The following is a 16,637-nucleotide window of genomic DNA, read 5'->3' on the forward strand; positions in this document are numbered from 1 at the left end:
TATCGCTCCCAGCCGCAAATTTGACCGCGACATGCAAGTTCCGCCCGAAACCCAGGTCGTCATCGACTTCGACGACAACCGCGCCGCATCCGCACTGGTCGGCCCCTACGGCCAGCACCTCGCGCAGATCGAGCGTCGGCTCGGCGTCGTCGTCGATTCCAAGGGCAACCACATCACCATCGGCGGCACGCGCGACGGTTGCGATGCCGCGCGCCGCGTGCTGGAGGTGCTCTACGCCCAGGCGGTGAAGGGGCAGGATCTCGACCAGGGCGAGGTCGAGGGCGCGATCCGCGCCGTGATCGCACAGGGCTCCCTGTTCGAGTTCGACGCCAAATCGGCCAAAACGACCTTCGACAGCATCAACTTGCGTAAACGCCCGGTGCGCGCGCGCACCGCCGCGCAGGACTCCTACATCCGCGCGCTGAAGCGCCACGAACTGGTGTTCGGCATTGGACCTGCCGGTACCGGCAAGACCTGGCTCGCGGTCGCGCATGCCGCGCAACTGTTCGAGCGCAAGGAAGTCGACAAGATCATCCTGTCGCGCCCGGCGGTGGAAGCCGGCGAGCGGCTCGGCTTCCTGCCCGGCGATCTCCGTGAGAAGGTCGATCCCTATCTACGCCCGATCTACGACGCGCTCTACGACCTCATGGACGCACGCATCGTCGAGCGGGCGCTGCAGACCGGCGAGATCGAGATCGCGCCGCTCGCCTTCATGCGCGGCCGCACGCTGACCAACGCCGCCATCATCCTGGACGAGGCGCAGAACACAACATCGATGCAGATGAAGATGTTCCTGACCCGCCTCGGCGAGAACAGCCGCATGATCGTCACCGGCGACCCCTCGCAGATCGACTTGCCGAACGGCCAGACCTCGGGCCTCGCCGAGGCAACCCGCCTGCTGAACGGCGTCGAAGGCATTGCACAAGTTCATTTCAAAGCCGAGGACGTGATCCGCCACGAACTCGTGGCGCGGATCGTCTCCGCCTATGAAGGGCAGCCGCAGCGGCCGGCCGCCGGTAAATCCTGACGGGACAACAACCGGACCATATGGGCGCGGACGCGAGCGCCTTTTCGTTCCGAACAAAGACAATGTCACACCCCAACCTTCCCATGACCGAGGTCCTCGTCGTCGCCGATTGCTGGCAGCGCGAACCCGATTCCGAAGCCGTGATCCAGCGCGCGGTCGCGGCCGCCGCCGAGAGTGTCGACGAAGACGTCGCGGAGGCGGAAGTGGCGGTGATGCTGACCGACGATGCCGGCATCCGCACGCTCAACAGCAACTGGCGCGGCATCGACAAGCCGACCAACGTGCTGTCGTTTCCCGCGCTCCAGCCGGAGGGCGCATGGAAGGAAGGCGATGCGCCGCGCATGCTCGGCGACATCGCGATCGCCTACGAGACCATGCGGCGCGAGGCGGACGAGGAAAAGAAGCCGTTCGACCACCATCTGAGCCATCTGGCCGTGCACGGTTTCCTGCACCTGATCGGCTACGACCACGAGAACGACGACGACGCGGAGGAGATGGAAGCGCTGGAGACGCAGATCCTGGCCCATCTCGGCATTCCCGATCCCTATGCCGACCGCCCGGGGACGCACTGAGATGCCGGATTCCGACCCGATCCACGACAATCCCCGCAACACGCCCAATTTGCCGGTCGTGGTGGCACCCGGCGAGGTGCTGCGTCCGACCGCCGAAGGCTGGCTGCTGCGCGCGATCCGCACGCTGTTCGGCTGGAAGGCGGGGTCGGTGCGCGACGATCTCCAGGTCGTGCTCGACGCCTCGACGCCCGACGACACCGGCTTCTCCGCCGTCGAGCGCACCATGCTGCGCAACATCCTCGGTCTGCACGAGCGCCGCATCGCCGACGTCATGGTGCATCGCGCCGACATCATCGCGGTAAAGCGCGACATTCCGCTCGGCGAGCTGATGGACCGCTTCGAAAGCGCCGGCCATTCGCGCCTCGTCGTCTACAACGAGACGCTCGACGATCCCGTCGGCATCGTCCACATCCGCGACCTGCTCGCGTTCATGACCGCGCGGGCACGCGTGTCGGACGCCACCAAGACCAAGCGCAAGAAGCCGCTGCCGGCCGGCCTCGACCTTCGTACCGTCGATCTCGCGATGCCGCTCGAGGACGCGCGCATCATCCGCAAGCTGCTCTACGTGCCGCCGTCGATGCGGGCGATCGACCTGCTCGCGCAGATGCAGGCCACGCGCATCCACCTGGCGCTGGTGGTCGACGAATATGGCGGCAGCGACGGGCTGGTCTCGCTCGAGGACATCGTCGAGCAGATCGTCGGCGAGATCGACGACGAGCACGACAGCGACGAGCCGCCCTCGATCGTGCGCCTGCCCGACAACGCCTTCATCGCCGACGCCCGCGCCAGCCTCGATGACGTCCGCACCGTGATCGGCGCGGACTTCGTCACCGGCGAGGCCGGCGAGGAAGTCGAGACGCTCGGCGGCTATCTCGTCAGCTTCGTCGGGCGCCTGCCGGTGCGCGGCGAGGTGATCTCGGGCCCCGGCAACTATGAGGTCGAGGTGCTCGATGCCGATCCGCGCCGCGTCAAGCGGCTGCGCATCTCGACGCGGAAGGAACGCCCCGCGCCGCGCACCCAGCGCGAGAGCCGACGCCGCGAGAGCGCGCCGGAGAGCGGTCAACCGCCGGCCAGTGACACGCCGACCCCGCCGCCAAGCGACGGGACCGGCCCGCAGTGAGCGCGTTCCAGCGACTCCGGCAGATTGCGCTTGCCATCATCCTCACCTGGGGATGGAAGCGCGCCCTCGTCGCCATGGCCGCCGGCGCGCTGTCGGTGCTGGCGCTGGCGCCGTTCAATCTCTTCCCCGTGCTGTTCATCACTTTCCCGGTGCTGGTCTGGCTGATCGACGGCGCCGGCGCTGGGCGATACCGCGGCATCCCCGCCGCGGCGCTGACCGGCTACTGGTTCGGGCTCGGCTATTTCGTCCCCGGCCTCTACTGGATCGGCTATGCCTTCTTCGTCGACGCCGATGTGTTCGCCTGGCTGACGCCGTTCGCCGTGCTGGGCCTGCCGGCCTATCTTTCCATCTTCACGGCGATCGGCTTTGCGCTCGCCCGCCTGCTCTGGACCAAGAACGCCACGCGCGTGCTTGCGCTCGCGGCAAGCCTCACCATCGCCGAATGGCTGCGCGGTCACGCGCTGACCGGCTTTCCCTGGAACGCGTTCGGCTATGCGCTGTCCGAGCCGTTGCCGCTGGCGCAGACGGCGTCGCTGATCGGCCTGTGGGGCATGACGTTCCTGACTGTTGCGATCTTTGCAAGCCCCGCGACGCTGATCGACCGCACGCCCGATCGCCGCGTGGCGTGGCGCGCGCCGGCCGCGGCAGTCGCGCTTCTGATTGCCATGAGCATCTTCGGCGCGATCCGCCTGTCGCTGCATCCGACCACGATGGTCGCGGGCGCCAAGCTGCGCCTGATGCAGCCGAACCTCCAGCAGGACGCGAAGTTCAACTACGCCGCCAAGACGGAGGTGATGAAGAAATACCTGGCGCTGTCGGACCGCGCCTCCGGACCGCAATCGACCGGCGTGCGCGATGCCACCATCCTGATCTGGCCGGAATCCGCCTTTCCGTTCTTCCTGACCCGCGAAGCCGACGCGATGGCCGAGATCGCCGAGCTGCTGCCGAAGGGCACGGTGCTGATCACGGGCTCGGTTCGCGCGCCCGATCTGCCGCGGGGAACGCCGATCACGCGTGCCTATAATTCGATCTACGCGATCGATCACGACGGCAGCGTGCTCGCGGTCTACGACAAGCTGCACCTGGTGCCGTTCGGAGAATTTCTTCCCTACCAGGATCTGATGGAGAAGCTCGGCTTCGAGCAGCTCACGCGTGTGCGCGGCGGCTTCATCGCCGGCACCGTGCGGCATGCGCTGCCGATACCCGGCGCGCCGTCAGCGCTGCCGCTGATCTGCTACGAAGCGATCTTTCCCGGCGAGGTTGCCGGTCGCAACGAACGTCCGGGCTGGATCGTGAACCTCACCAATGACGGCTGGTTCGGCATCTCGACCGGACCCTATCAGCATCTGGAGCAGGCGCGGATGCGCGCGATCGAACTCGGCTTGCCGCTGGTCCGCTCCGCCAATACCGGCATCTCCGCGGTGATCGATCCGGTGGGGCGAACCGTCGCCAGCCTCGGTCTCGGCGTCGAAGGCATTTTGGATGCAAGCCTGCCCGCCGCGATCCCGCCGACGATCTATGCACGGGTGGGCGACGTGCCCGCGGCCGTGCTCGTCGCGCTGGCCGTGCTTCTCGCGGTCCGCCGACGTGTGGCCAAACGGCACCCCTGATCCCGCCGTCACCGCCGAAGCGGCCGGAATCCTTTGACAACCGCGGTCCCACGGTTGACAGACTGCACGCGGGTTCCTCATTCTGCACCAGCTGCAAAAGACAGTGGGCATTGCTAAATTTCTCCGCAATGTTTCCCAATAACAGGGTCTGATTTTTATGATGCTGGCACCTGAGGCATTCCGTCGATTGCGCTGAGGGTGGTGTTTGGAGGCTGAGGAAATGTCGAAAGCGCCCAACCCTGTTGACAAATATGTCGGCAGCCGCGTGCGCATGCGCCGCATCATGTTGGGCATGAGCCAGGAAAAGCTCGGTGAAGCTTTGGGCCTGACTTTCCAGCAGATCCAGAAATACGAGAAGGGCACGAACCGGGTCGGCGCGAGCCGCATCCAGCAGATTGCCGAAATTCTCCAGGTGCCGGTGTCGTTCCTGTTCGAAGGCGGACCGAGCGGTGCGGCCGGCCCGAACGGCTTCGCGGAAGGCGCCTCGCCCTCTTACGTCTCGGACTTCCTCGCGACCTCCGAGGGACTCGCTTTGACCAAGGCGTTCACGCGAATCACTGATTCGAAGATGCGCCGCTCGATCGTCGATCTCGTCGAGCAGATCGCGGCGCGCGAAGGTCCCGACAAGCGCTGAGGCGTGCCAGCTCAATCGATTTGAGGCTGCGCCAAATCTGGCCTATGTCGTCATTTGCGGCCGCGCCTTGACGCGCGTCCTCCCGGATGATGCGATTCAAAGGCATAGATGCGCCCATGGCGAACTCCAACTGGTTCGATAACCAAACTATTCTCGACGGCATCCGGCGCTGGGTGGAGATCGAGACGCCGACAGAGGCGCCTGAACAGGTCAACAGGCTGGTGTCGTTGGTCGCGGATCATTATCGCGATCTGCCTGTCACGCTCGAGCGCATCGCCGGCGTCGACGGCTGCGGCGATCATCTGCTGGCACGCTCGGCCTGGGGCCAGGACCAGCCCGGCATCCTGGTGCTGAGCCACCTCGATACCGTTCATCCCCTGGGATTCATCGAGCGCCTGCCGTTCAAGGTCGAAGGCGACAGCGCGTTCGGTCCCGGCATCTACGACATGAAGGGCGGCGCCTACATCGCCCATCACGCGTTTCGCGCGCTTTGCGCCACGGCCGAGCGCTCGCCACTCGGCATCACCCACTTGTTCACCTCCGACGAGGAGATCGGCAGCCCCACCTCGCGTGCGCTGATCGAGAAGGAAGGGCGCAAGGCCAAATACGTGCTGGTGACGGAGCCGGCACGCGACGGCGGCAAGATCGTCACCGGACGCAAGGGCGTCGGACGCTTCCAGGTGTTCATCAAGGGCGTGCCGGCGCATGCCGGCTCGCGACCCGAAGATGGTCGCAGCGCCGTCCGCGAGCTCGCCAATATCATCCTGACGCTGGAAGGGATGAACGACCCGGCGCGCGGCGTCTCCGTGAATGTCGGTGTGGTGCGCGGCGGCACGCGCCCCAACGTGACGCCGGAAGAGGCCTATGCCGAAATCGATCTGCGCGTGCCGAGCTTCACCGATGCGGACGAATTCGTCGGCAAGATCCTCGCCCTGAGGTCGAAGACGGACGGCGTCACCGTCAGGGTCACCGGCGAGCTCAATCGTCCGCCCTACGAGAAGGGCAATGCAGGTGCCTCGCTGTACGAGCATGCCAGGACGCTCGCCACGGAGATCGGCTTCGAACTGATCGACACCTACACGGGCGGCGGCTCGGACGGCAATTTCACCGCTCCCCACACCGGCACGCTCGACGGGCTCGGCGTCGACGGCAAGGGCGCACACACCCATTATGAGCAGCTCTATGTCTCGTCGCTCGAACCGCGCGCGCGGCTGCTCTATCGCCTGTATCAGACGCTGCGATGAGCGAACGCAAGTCAGATCCCGATCGCGATGACAACAGCGAGCGCGCCTTCTTCGGGCGCCGCAAGGGCCACAAGCTCAGGCAGCACCAGGCCGAGCTGATCGATCATCTGCTGCCGCATCTTGCGCTCGACATCGCGGGCGAGGCGCCGGGGAATGCGTGCGAGATCTTCGATCCCGCGGCGAGCGACGTGCGGCTCGAGATCGGCTTCGGCGGCGGCGAGCATCTTGCGGCCGAGGCGCAGAACTTCGCCACGACCGGCTTCATCGGCTGCGAGCCCTATGTCAACGGCATGGCGAAGATCCTCGCGCAGATCGAGGCCGGCAACATCGCCAACATCCGCCTGTTCGCGGGCGATGCCGCCGAGCTCCTGGCCTGGCTGCCGAAGGCCTCGCTGTCGCGGATCGACCTGATCCACCCGGATCCCTGGCCGAAGCGGCGGCACTGGAAGCGGCGCTTCGTCCAGGACAGGACCATCGCCGCAATGGCGCGCGTGCTGAAGGTCGGCGGCGAATTCCGCTTCGTCTGCGACATCGACGATTACTGCGCCTGGACGCTGTCGCATCTTGCGCGCTCGGCGGACTTCAAATGGCTTGCGGAGCGCGCCGACGATTTCCGGCAGCCATGGGACGGCTACACGATGACGCGCTACGGCTGGAAGGCCGCGCGCGAAGGACGCAAGGCCGCGTATTTGCGGTTCAGAAGAAGCTGATTGTCGTTCCGGGGCGCGCGAAGCGCGAACCCGGAACCTCGAGATTCCGGGTTCGATGCTTCGCATCGCCCCGGAATGACCAACACAGTAACTTCAGATCGTCTGCCGGTTGCGCCAGAAATTCACGACGCGTTCCGCCGTCGTCGGCATCAGGCGCGTGAAGTTCATGCGGGCGGCCTCGATGTCGGCATCGGCCGGCGTGCGATGCGGACCGTACCAGAGCAGGATGAGCGCGCGCACCGTGGGCCAGCCGAGATTGAGCACGCGCCCCAGGATCAGAATCGGATCGTAGCGGTCGCCCGCGATCAGGCGGTCGAGGATCGAGAGGCGGACGCCGGACATCGCCGAGAGCGAGGCGATCGCTTCCTCGTATTTGTTTGCCTTGGCAAAGCCGAGCAGCGCGCTCTCGCCGAGATGGCCCTCGCGATGCAAGCCGAGCACCGTGCGCTGTGCCGCCGTGAAATCGCGCCGCGGCCCGGGCGGCAGCGCGGCCTCCTCGATGGCCGCCATGGCGCGCTTGATCTCGACCTGGCGCACGGGATTGACCACGCTGGAGAGACGGCGGCGAATGACGTCGAGCGTGCCGTTGAGCAGCTCTTTCAGGTGCTCGCCCGAAAGATCGTTGCGCTGGCCGATCTTGAGCGTCAGCACGCCGTCCTGCGCGGCACGCTTGATCAGCTCGGAATAGCCGCCGGGTGAGAACATCGCACCGGCATTGCCTGCGGCGCGACGCACCACGTCGCGGTCGCCGCGCTCGACCAGTACGTCGGTGACGACAGACGACAGGGCGGGACGCTCCGTCATCGCCAGCAGATGACCCTGGCCCTTCAGCCGCGCGATCTCGACCAGCGCCGCTTCGTCGAGCACGGGCGAGCGGCGCAACACAGGGGCCGCCACCATGATCTCGTTTTCGCGCGCGAACTGGTTCACCAGGTGCCGCGGCGCGTTGTCCAGGCGCGAAAAGCGCTCGGCGAGATCGACGCGCGAGGCGAGCTCGGCATGCGGGACGAGATCGATCAGGAGATCGTCGAAGAGATCTATGAGCTCGGGACGGAGCTTGGCGGGATCCTGGAAGAACAGCTCGGCGATGGCACGCGCGATCTCGCCACGGCGCCGGGGGTCGCCGCGTTTGACGATATCGTCCAGTCCGGGAATGAGCGACGTGGCAACGGTCATGAAAACGCAAACTCGTACAGGGCACGCCGCGGGTGCGCCCTTGGTCCAAGTCGCCCCACAATCAGGGAATTTAGGCCCCGTTGATGAAGGAAGCGTTGCGCGGGGGGCCGTTGGAAAGGCGCAAAAAGCCTCGCCTGCCCTGCGATGGGCCTTGTCCGCGAGGGTGGAAAGGGCTATATCAGCGCCAATTCATCTTCTCATACGATCCGCGTAGTGAGAGTGGGCCCGAAAGGACCCGCTCTTTTTTATTACCTGAGCGCGGCTTGGCGGAAGATGCGGCCCGGCGAGCTGCCGGGAGAGTTCCGAAGCGGGCTTTGAAATCGTAACCAAGCCTTAACCATCGAGCGCCTTGACCCTGGATATGACCGAACCGACCGCTGGTTCCACGGATGCCGAGTTGCTGGCCGAGCCGAGGCTCGTGGTCGAGCCGGGCGTCGCGGCACGGGTGTCCGCGGTGGCAGGTCCCGTGCTCCAGGGCATGGGCTACCGCCTGGTGCGGATCCGCATTTCCGGCGAGGCCGGCTGCACCGTGCAGATCATGGCCGAGCGCCCGGACGGCTCGATGCAGATCGAGGATTGCGAGGCAATCTCGCGGGCGCTGTCGCCCGTGCTCGACGTCGCCGACCCCATCGATCGCGCCTATCGGCTGGAAATCTCCTCGCCGGGGATCGATCGCCCCCTGGTGCGGCGTTCCGATTTCGAGCGCTATGCCGGACATCTGGTGAAGGTCGAGATGGCGGTCGCCCATGAGGGGCGGAAGCGGTTCCGCGGCATGATCGGCGCTGTCGAAGGCGACCGCGTGCATCTGCAGCGCGACGACGTCAAGGCGGGCGAGGAACGCGACGTTCTCCTGACGATGGAGGACATCAGCGAGGCCCGGCTGGTACTGACCGACGAGCTGATCGCGGAATCGATGCGCCGTGGCAAGGCCGCGGCGCGCGAGATGCGCCGCAATCTCGGCCTGGAGCCGCCGGCTGCGCCTCACGCGAAAATCAGCGAAAAAACGACCAAGAACACCAAGCCGAAGAAGAAGCCGGCACCGACCAATACGAAGAAACATCGCCTGGCCGCCGAACGCGCGCGGCGCGGCGAGATCGAGCCTGACGAAGGAGACTAGCCATGGCAGTCAGCGCCAATCGACTTGAACTGCTCCAGATCGCCGATGCCGTCGCGCGCGAGAAATCGATCGACCGCGGCATCGTCATCGCGGCGATGGAGGACGCCATCGCCAAGGCGGCGCGGGCCCGTTACGGCAGCGAAACTGACGTTCACGCCGAGATCGACCCGAAGAAGGGCGAGCTGCGGCTGTCGCGCCACATGCTGGTGGTCGAGAAGGTCGAAAACCACTCCAACCAGATTTCGCTGGTGGATGCGCAGCGCGCCAATCCCGGCGCCCAGGTCGGTGACACCATCGCCGACACCCTGCCGCCGCTCGAATATGGCCGCATCGCTGCGCAGTCGGCCAAGCAGGTGATCGTGCAGAAGGTGCGCGAGGCCGAGCGCGACCGGCAATATCAGGAATTCAAGGACCGCATCGGCGACATCGTCAACGGCGTCGTCAAGCGCGTCGAATATGGCAGCGTGATCGTCGATCTCGGCCGCGGTGAAGCCATCATCCGCCGCGACGAGATGCTGCCGCGCGAAGTGTTCCGCAACGGCGACCGCGTCCGCGCCTATATCTTCGACGTCCGCCGCGAGACCCGCGGCCCGCAGATCTTCCTCTCCCGCACCCATCCGCAGTTCATGGCGAAGCTGTTCGCGCAGGAAGTGCCGGAAATCTATGACGGCATCGTCGAGATCAAGGCGGTTGCCCGCGATCCCGGCTCGCGCGCGAAAATCGGCGTGATTTCCCGCGATTCCTCGGTCGATCCGGTCGGCGCCTGCGTCGGCATGCGCGGCTCGCGCGTGCAGGCCGTGGTGAACGAATTGCAGGGCGAGAAGATCGACATCATTCCCTGGTCGCCCGACATCGCGACCTTCGTGGTCAACGCGCTGGCGCCGGCCGAAGTCTCCAAGGTCGTCATCGACGAAGACCGCGAGCGCATCGAGGTCGTGGTGCCCGATACCAACAACCAGCTCTCGCTGGCGATCGGCCGCCGCGGCCAGAACGTGCGCCTCGCCTCGCAGCTCACCGGCTGGGATATCGACATCCTGACCGAGCAGGAGGAATCGGAGCGCCGCCAGGCCGACTTCGAGAACTCCACCCGCGTCTTCATGGAATCGCTCAACGTCGACGAAGTGGTCGGCCAGCTGCTGGCGTCCGAAGGCTTCACCTCGGTCGAGGAACTCGCCATGGTGGACATCAAGGAGCTCGCCGGCATCGAGGGTTTTGACGAGGAGACCGCGCAGGAGCTCCAGAACCGCGCCCGCGAATATCTCGAGCAGCAGGAAGCCGAGCTCGAGGCCAAGCGCGTGGAACTCGGCGTCGAGGACGCTCTCAAGGACGTGCCCGGCGTCACCTCGAAGATGCTGGTCAAGTTCGGCGAGAACGACATCAAGACCGTCGACGACCTCGCCGGCTGCGCCACCGACGATCTGGTCGGCTGGACCGAGCGCAAGGAAGGTGGCGAATCCACCAAATATCCGGGTGCGCTCGACGGTATCGAGATTTCCCGTGACGATGCCGAAGCGATGATCATGCAGGCCCGCGTCAAGGCCGGCTGGATCACCGAGGCCGATCTCGCCAAGCCCGCCGAAGAGGCTGAGGCGAGCGAAGATCAGCCGGCTTAAGGACGAAGGAGAATGTCGCCCGGATGCTCGCAGATACTGACCACGATCTCGACCATGGGCCGCGGACCGAAAGGTCCGCGACCATGCGGATGTGCGCGGTCAGCCGCGAGGTCCGGCCGATCGACGAGCTGATCCGTTTCGTCGTCTCGCCGGAAGGGCACATAGTTCCCGATCTCAAGCGCAAGCTGCCCGGACGCGGCATGTGGATCACCGCCTCGCGCGAGGTGGTTGCGGAAGCGGTGCGGCGTCACCAATTTAGCAAGGCCTTCAAGCGCGAGCTGCGCACCCCTCAGACGCTTCCCGCCGACATCGAGGCGCTCCTGGTCCGGAGCGTGACGGAAGCCCTTGGGATTGCCGCCAAGGCGGGCCAGGTCGTGGCCGGCTTCGGCAAGGTCGAGAGCGCGCTTCGGGAAGGCACGGTCGAGGTCCTGATCCACGCCAGCGACGGGGCCGCGGACGGAATCCGCAAATTGGACATGCTGGCGCGTCAAAATGCCGGAAATCGCGGCGCCAAGCCGCAGATTCCCGTCGTGACCGGACTGAAATCGATAGAATTGGATTTGGCACTGACCCGGTCAAATGTGATACATGCTGCGCTGCTCGCGGGCCCGGCGAGCAGGTCATTCCTGTCACGTAGCCAGATGCTGGTCCGATACCGGATGGCGGACGATGACAAGACTGCCGAAAAGCGCGGCCAGGATTTCTGAGAGACAACGACCAACCGACGTGACTGTGCGGCAACGCACAACGACAACAAGATCAGGATTAGGACTGCTGAATGGTTGATACCAAGACCCCTGGCGACAAGAAGCTGAGCGTTCCGAGCAAGACGCTATCGCTCAAGCCGCGCGTCGAAACGGGCACCGTGCGCCAGAGCTTCAGCCACGGCCGGAGCAAGCAGGTCGTGGTCGAGAAGCGCGGCAAGCGCCGTATTGGCGACGGTCCCGAGCCGCACGCGCCCGAGGTGACCGCAAAGCCGGCGCCCGCCGCGCCTGCCCCGTCGCGCCCGGCTCCGCCGCCCGCCCCGCCGCGCAATGCCGGTTCCGGCGTGGTGCTGCGCACCCTGACCGAGGACGAGCGTTCGGCCCGTGCCAGCGCGCTGGCCGATGCCAAGCTGCGCGAAGTCGAGGAACGCCGCCAGGCCGAGGAAGAGGCCCAGCGCCGCGCCGTCCGCGAGGCCGCCGAACGCGCCGAGCGCGAAGCCGCCGAAGCCCGCCGCAAGGCCGAGGACGAGCGCCATCGCCACGAGGACGAAGCCAAGCGGAAGGCCGAGACCGAGGCCAAGAAGCGTTTTGGCGAGGGCGAGCAGCCGGCTTCGGCCGCGCGTCCCGCAACCGCAGCGCCGGCCGCGCCCGCACCGCGCCCCGGTGCGCCCGCGGCACGACCCGGAACCACGACGACCCGCCCGGGAACAACGACCGCGCGTCCTGCAACGACGACCGCGCAGCGTCCGGGTGCACCGGCAGGCCGTGGCCCCGCAGTTGCGGCCGAGCCGGACGAGGACGAGGCGCCGCGCCAGATCCGTCGCGGTCCCGGCGGCGCCGCGCGTCCCGCGCCGCCTCCCAAGACCACTCACAAGCCCGGCCCGCAGAAAGAGCGCGGCCGCCTCACGGTGGTCACCGCGCTCAACGCCGACGAGGTGCGCGAGCGCTCGATCGCCTCGTTCCGCCGCCGCACCCAGCGTCTGAAGGGGCATGCCTCGAACGAGCCGAAGGAAAAGCTCATCCGCGAGGTGATCATTCCGGAAGCGATCACGATCCAGGAGCTCGCCAACCGCATGGCCGAGCGCGCGGTCGACGTCATCCGCATGCTGATGAAGCAGGGCGCGATGCACAAGATCACCGACGTGATCGACGCCGACACCGCGCAGCTTATCGCCGAAGAGCTCGGTCACACAGTCAAGCGCGTCGCCGCGTCTGACGTTGAAGAAGGCCTGTTCGACCAGGTCGACGATTCCACCGACACCGAGACGCGTTCGCCCGTGGTGACCGTGATGGGTCACGTCGACCACGGCAAGACCTCGCTGCTCGACGCGCTCCGACATGCCAACGTGGTCTCCGGCGAAGCCGGCGGCATCACCCAGCATATCGGCGCCTATCAGGTGGTGTCGCCCGAAAGCGGCAAGAAGATCACCTTCATCGACACGCCCGGCCACGCCGCGTTCACCGCGATGCGCGCCCGCGGCGCCAAGGTCACCGACATCGTCGTGCTGGTGGTCGCGGCCGATGACGGCGTGATGCCGCAGACCGTCGAAGCCATCAACCACGCCAAGGCGGCGCGGGTGCCGATCATCGTTGCCATCAACAAGATCGACAAGCCCGATGCCAAGCCCGAGCGCGTGCGCACCGAACTGCTCCAGCACGAAGTGCAGGTGGAATCCTTCGGCGGCGACGTCGTCGACGTCGAGGTGTCCGCCAAGAACAAGACCAATCTCGACAAGCTGCTCGAGATGATCGCGCTCCAGGCCGACATCCTCGACCTGAAGACCAATTCGGAGCGTCCGGCCGAAGGCACCGTGATCGAGGCCAAGCTCGACCGCGGCCGTGGCCCGGTCGCGACCGTGCTGGTTCAGCGCGGCACGCTCCGTGTCGGCGACATCATCGTTGCCGGCGCCGAGATGGGCCGCGTCCGCGCGCTGATCTCGGACCAGGGCGAGACGGTGCAGGAAGCAGGTCCGTCGGTGCCGGTCGAGGTGCTCGGCTTCAACGGTCCGCCGGAAGCCGGCGATCGCCTCGCCGTCGTCGAGAACGAAGCCCGGGCCCGCCAGGTCACGAGCTACCGCGCGCACCAGAAGCGCGAGAACGCGGCAGCCTCGATCTCCGGCATGCGCGGCTCGCTCGAGCAGATGATGTCGCAGCTGAAGACGGCGGGCCGCAAGGAATTCCCGCTGATCATCAAGGCCGACGTGCAGGGTTCGCTGGAAGCGATCCTCGGCTCGCTGGAGAAGCTCGGCACCGACGAAGTCGCCGCCCGCATCCTGCATGCCGGCGTCGGCGGTATCTCGGAGTCGGACGTGACGCTCGCGGAAGGCTTCAACGCCGCGATCATCGGCTTCTCGGTTCGTGCCAACAAGGAAGCCGCTGCGGCCGCCAAGCGCAACGGCATCGAGATCCGCTACTACAACATCATCTACGACCTCGTGGACGACGTGAAGAAGGCGATGAGCGGCCTGCTCGCGCCGACCTTGCGCGAGACCATGCTTGGCAATGCCGCGATCCTGGAGATCTTCAACATCTCCAAGGTCGGCAAGGTCGCCGGCTGCCGCGTCACCGACGGCACCGTGGAACGCGGCGCCAATGTGCGCCTGATCCGCGACAACGTCGTCGTGCACGAAGGCAAGCTGTCGACGCTGAAGCGCTTCAAGGACGAAGTGAAGGAAGTCCAGTCCGGTCAGGAATGCGGCATGGCCTTCGAGAACTATCACGACATGCGTGCCGGTGACGTGATCGAGTGTTATCGCGTGGAGACGATCCAGCGCTCCCTGTAAGTCCAAATCTTACCGAAGCGCCCGGATCTTTTTGAGCTGAAATAGCGGGAGTGAGATGGCCGGATTTTTTCCGGCCATCCGCGCCTCTTCGTTTCAACGGACAAATGACAATGCTCGTGTCCCAAACGCGGGCACGACGAGGTGATTTCCAGAATGCCGCGCCACCACCAGAAAAAAAGTTCCGCGTCCGGCGGAGGCTCGCAGCGCCAGTTGCGCGTCGGCGAGCAGGTTCGCCATGCGATGGCCGAGATTCTGGCGCAAGGCAACGTGCATGATGCGGACCTCGAAGGTCACATCGTCACCGTGCCGGAGGTGCGGATGTCCCCCGACCTGAAGCTCGCGACAATCTACGTGATGCCGCTCGGTGGCCGCGACACCGAGATCGTCATCGCTGCGCTCGAGCGCAACAAGAAATTCCTGCGCGGCGAAGTCGCGCGGCGCGTTAACCTGAAATTTGCACCTGACGTTCGCTTCCGCGTCGACGAGCGATTCGACGAAGCGGAACGGATCGAGAAGCTTTTGCGAACACCTGCGGTGCAGAAGGACCTGGAACAGGATCCGGATTCGGATCGGGAAGAAGAGCAATGACGATGGACCCGGCTCACGGCACGATCGGCGGCGAACAGGCCGATCAGAGCGACGTGCAGAAAAATAATTTCGCGGACATGGGCGGCAATTCCCAGCCGCACCAGGAGCCGCGCCGCGTCAACAACGATCCCCGCGCCAAGCAGCAGAAGGGCAACCAGGTTCGCCGCGACCGCCGCGACGTCCATGGCTGGGTCGTGCTCGACAAGCCGATCGGCATGACCTCGACGCAGGCCGTCGCCGTGCTCAAGCGCCTGTTCAACGCCAAGCGCGCCGGCCACGCCGGCACGCTCGATCCGCTCGCTTCCGGCGGCCTGCCGATTGCGCTCGGCGAAGCCACCAAGACGGTTCCCTTCGTCATGGACGGCCGCAAGCGCTACCAGTTCACCGTGTGCTGGGGCGAGGAGCGCGACACCGACGACATCGAGGGCCGGGTGACCGCGACCTCCGAGCTGCGCCCGACCCGGGAGGCCATCCTGGCGCTGTTGCCCCGCTTCACCGGGGTGATCGAGCAGATCCCGCCGCGCTATTCTGCGATCAAGATCCAGGGCGAGCGCGCCTATGACCTCGCCCGCGACGGCGAGGTCGTGGAGCTGGCTCCCCGCCCGGTCGAGATTCACCGATTAACCCTTGTGGATCAACCGGATAACGACCGGGCCGTGTTCGAGGCCGAGTGCGGCAAGGGCACCTATGTCCGTGCGCTGGCCCGCGATATGGGCCGGATTCTCGGCACTTATGGCCATATCTGCGCGCTGCGGCGGACCCTGGTCGGCCCATTTGGCGAAAACGACATGATTCCGCTGGATCAGTTGGAGGCTTTGTGCGATAGAGCCGCGTCCGGCGAGGGCAGCCTCGCCGACGCGCTTTTGCCCGTTGAGACCGCGCTGGACGACATCCCGGCACTGGCCGTCACTCGGGCTGATGCGGCAAGGCTCCATCGGGGCCAGGCCGTTTTGTTGCGCGGACGGGATGCGCCCACTTGTAGCGGCACAGTCTATGTCACGGTGGCAGGCCGCCTTTTGGCGCTTGCCGAAGTCGGCAATGGCGAAATCATCCCCAAGCGTGTGTTCAACCTGACCGGCCTGACTGCCAGCCCCGGTCGCAACGAGAGAAATTGACGATGTCGATTGCCGCAGAACGCAAAGCGGAAGTCATCAAGACGAATGCCACCAAGGCCGGCGATACCGGTTCGCCCGAGGTTCAGGTCGCGATCCTGTCGGAACGCATCAACAACCTCACCAGCCATTTCAAGACTCACGTGAAGGACAACCATTCGCGTCGCGGCCTCTTGAAGCTGGTCTCGACCCGCCGCTCGCTCCTCGACTACCTCAAGAAGAGGGACGAGGCGCGCTACAAGGCACTGCTCGAGAAGCACAACATTCGTCGTTAAGTGTTCCTGCGCGCGCCACTGGCGCGCGTTTTCGCGCGTGGTTTCGAACGAAAGCGTTTGTTTAAAGGTTTTTGATCGAGGCTGCGTGCGCGTCGGATGCGAGCCCAAAGCGCGAAGAATCGCACTTTGGATTGTTGTTTGAGCATGATCTTTTCGGAAAACCGATTCGCACTTTTCCGGATCATACTCGAGTGACGGCCAGCATCCGGGGCACGATCGGCGAAGACCGCAGTTCGGTGTTCGCGTTCGTGCCGACTGACAGTCCAGCAGCAATCCGGCGGCTGGGCACAACGGGCAAGGCGCCCGTATGACCCGAAAGGATGGACGCCATCCGAAATCCAAAAACCATGGC

Annotated in this window: 15 protein-coding genes; 14 read left to right on the top strand and 1 reads right to left on the bottom strand. The window is 65.7% G+C overall.

From position 1 onward, the window contains the following. The first annotated feature begins 31 nt into the window (after positions 1 to 31). From ACVWW6_RS06175 to ACVWW6_RS06205, 7 genes are all read left to right on the top strand, one after another. A complete protein-coding gene (locus ACVWW6_RS06175; protein ID WP_011083616.1) occupies positions 32 to 1,027 on the top strand; it encodes a PhoH family protein in 996 nt (331 codons plus the stop codon). An 83-nt stretch (positions 1,028 to 1,110) separates the two neighbouring features. After that, complete coding sequence (gene ybeY / locus ACVWW6_RS06180; RefSeq protein ID WP_456680358.1) at positions 1,111 to 1,599, top strand: rRNA maturation RNase YbeY; 489 nt, start codon at positions 1,111 to 1,113, stop codon at positions 1,597 to 1,599. Position 1,600: 1 nt separating this feature from the next. Beyond that, a complete protein-coding gene (locus tag ACVWW6_RS06185; protein WP_028172525.1) occupies positions 1,601 to 2,719 on the top strand; it encodes a hemolysin family protein in 1,119 nt (372 codons plus the stop codon). After that, a complete protein-coding gene (lnt, locus tag ACVWW6_RS06190) occupies positions 2,716 to 4,329 on the top strand; it encodes an apolipoprotein N-acyltransferase (protein ID WP_456680359.1) in 1,614 nt (537 codons plus the stop codon). Before ACVWW6_RS06185 ends, lnt begins: the two co-directional genes overlap by 4 nt. A 220-nt stretch (positions 4,330 to 4,549) precedes the next feature. Further along, positions 4,550 to 4,963, top strand: a complete 414-nt coding sequence (locus ACVWW6_RS06195) for a helix-turn-helix domain-containing protein (RefSeq protein WP_456680360.1) — start codon at positions 4,550 to 4,552, stop codon at positions 4,961 to 4,963. A gap of 86 nt (positions 4,964 to 5,049) precedes the next feature. Then, positions 5,050 to 6,207, top strand: a complete 1,158-nt coding sequence (locus tag ACVWW6_RS06200) for a M20 family metallopeptidase (protein ID WP_456680361.1) — start codon at positions 5,050 to 5,052, stop codon at positions 6,205 to 6,207. Further along, positions 6,204 to 6,917, top strand: coding sequence for a tRNA (guanine(46)-N(7))-methyltransferase TrmB (locus tag ACVWW6_RS06205; RefSeq protein WP_456680362.1), 714 nt, complete (start codon positions 6,204 to 6,206; stop codon positions 6,915 to 6,917). Before ACVWW6_RS06200 ends, ACVWW6_RS06205 begins: the two co-directional genes overlap by 4 nt. A gap of 93 nt (positions 6,918 to 7,010) precedes the next feature. Here the strand turns inward: ACVWW6_RS06205 and ACVWW6_RS06210 are convergent, their stop codons facing one another. Continuing rightward, positions 7,011 to 8,093, bottom strand: a complete 1,083-nt coding sequence (locus ACVWW6_RS06210; RefSeq protein ID WP_011083609.1) for a DUF2336 domain-containing protein — start codon at positions 8,091 to 8,093, stop codon at positions 7,011 to 7,013. A gap of 361 nt (positions 8,094 to 8,454) precedes the next feature. Between ACVWW6_RS06210 and rimP the strand changes: the two genes are divergently transcribed. From rimP to rpsO, 7 genes are all read left to right on the top strand, one after another. Then, complete coding sequence (gene rimP, locus ACVWW6_RS06215) at positions 8,455 to 9,210, top strand: ribosome maturation factor RimP (RefSeq protein WP_028172521.1); 756 nt, start codon at positions 8,455 to 8,457, stop codon at positions 9,208 to 9,210. Between the two features lie 2 nt (positions 9,211 to 9,212). Further along, complete coding sequence (nusA, locus tag ACVWW6_RS06220) at positions 9,213 to 10,823, top strand: transcription termination factor NusA (RefSeq protein WP_028172520.1); 1,611 nt, start codon at positions 9,213 to 9,215, stop codon at positions 10,821 to 10,823. Between the two features lie 23 nt (positions 10,824 to 10,846). Beyond that, positions 10,847 to 11,530, top strand: coding sequence for an RNA-binding protein (locus ACVWW6_RS06225; RefSeq protein WP_011083606.1), 684 nt, complete (start codon positions 10,847 to 10,849; stop codon positions 11,528 to 11,530). A 71-nt stretch (positions 11,531 to 11,601) separates the two neighbouring features. Then, on the top strand, positions 11,602 to 14,310 hold the full coding sequence (gene infB / locus ACVWW6_RS06230; RefSeq protein WP_011083605.1) for a translation initiation factor IF-2: 2,709 nt from the start codon (positions 11,602 to 11,604) through the stop codon (positions 14,308 to 14,310). Positions 14,311 to 14,463: 153 nt separating this feature from the next. After that, positions 14,464 to 14,898 (top strand): 30S ribosome-binding factor RbfA, encoded by a 435-nt coding sequence (rbfA, locus tag ACVWW6_RS06235; RefSeq protein ID WP_011083604.1) that lies wholly within the window; start codon positions 14,464 to 14,466, stop codon positions 14,896 to 14,898. Beyond that, a complete protein-coding gene (truB, locus tag ACVWW6_RS06240; RefSeq protein WP_456680363.1) occupies positions 14,895 to 16,013 on the top strand; it encodes a tRNA pseudouridine(55) synthase TruB in 1,119 nt (372 codons plus the stop codon). The genes rbfA and truB overlap by 4 nt, the downstream gene beginning before the upstream one ends. Before the next feature lie 2 nt (positions 16,014 to 16,015). Further along, complete coding sequence (gene rpsO, locus ACVWW6_RS06245; RefSeq protein WP_011083602.1) at positions 16,016 to 16,285, top strand: 30S ribosomal protein S15; 270 nt, start codon at positions 16,016 to 16,018, stop codon at positions 16,283 to 16,285. The last annotated feature ends 352 nt before the right edge of the window (positions 16,286 to 16,637 follow it).

Source organism: Bradyrhizobium sp. USDA 3311 (assembly GCF_054062495.1).

Bases quoted from the DNA above. Each gene is read 5' to 3' on its own strand.
- ACVWW6_RS06175 (WP_011083616.1), top strand. From the start codon at position 32: ATGCAAGTTCCGCCCGAAACCCAGGTCGTCATCGACTTCGACGACAAC.
- ybeY (WP_456680358.1), top strand. From the start codon at position 1,111: ATGACCGAGGTCCTCGTCGTCGCCGATTGCTGGCAGCGCGAACCCGAT.
- ACVWW6_RS06185 (WP_028172525.1), top strand. From the start codon at position 1,601: ATGCCGGATTCCGACCCGATCCACGACAATCCCCGCAACACGCCCAAT.
- ACVWW6_RS06195 (WP_456680360.1), top strand. From the start codon at position 4,550: ATGTCGAAAGCGCCCAACCCTGTTGACAAATATGTCGGCAGCCGCGTG.
- ACVWW6_RS06200 (WP_456680361.1), top strand. From the start codon at position 5,050: ATGATGCGATTCAAAGGCATAGATGCGCCCATGGCGAACTCCAACTGG.
- ACVWW6_RS06205 (WP_456680362.1), top strand. From the start codon at position 6,204: ATGAGCGAACGCAAGTCAGATCCCGATCGCGATGACAACAGCGAGCGC.
- ACVWW6_RS06210 (WP_011083609.1), bottom strand. From the start codon at position 8,093: ATGACCGTTGCCACGTCGCTCATTCCCGGACTGGACGATATCGTCAAA.
- rimP (WP_028172521.1), top strand. From the start codon at position 8,455: ATGACCGAACCGACCGCTGGTTCCACGGATGCCGAGTTGCTGGCCGAG.
- nusA (WP_028172520.1), top strand. From the start codon at position 9,213: ATGGCAGTCAGCGCCAATCGACTTGAACTGCTCCAGATCGCCGATGCC.
- ACVWW6_RS06225 (WP_011083606.1), top strand. From the start codon at position 10,847: ATGCTCGCAGATACTGACCACGATCTCGACCATGGGCCGCGGACCGAA.
- infB (WP_011083605.1), top strand. From the start codon at position 11,602: ATGGTTGATACCAAGACCCCTGGCGACAAGAAGCTGAGCGTTCCGAGC.
- rbfA (WP_011083604.1), top strand. From the start codon at position 14,464: ATGCCGCGCCACCACCAGAAAAAAAGTTCCGCGTCCGGCGGAGGCTCG.
- truB (WP_456680363.1), top strand. From the start codon at position 14,895: ATGACGATGGACCCGGCTCACGGCACGATCGGCGGCGAACAGGCCGAT.
- rpsO (WP_011083602.1), top strand. From the start codon at position 16,016: ATGTCGATTGCCGCAGAACGCAAAGCGGAAGTCATCAAGACGAATGCC.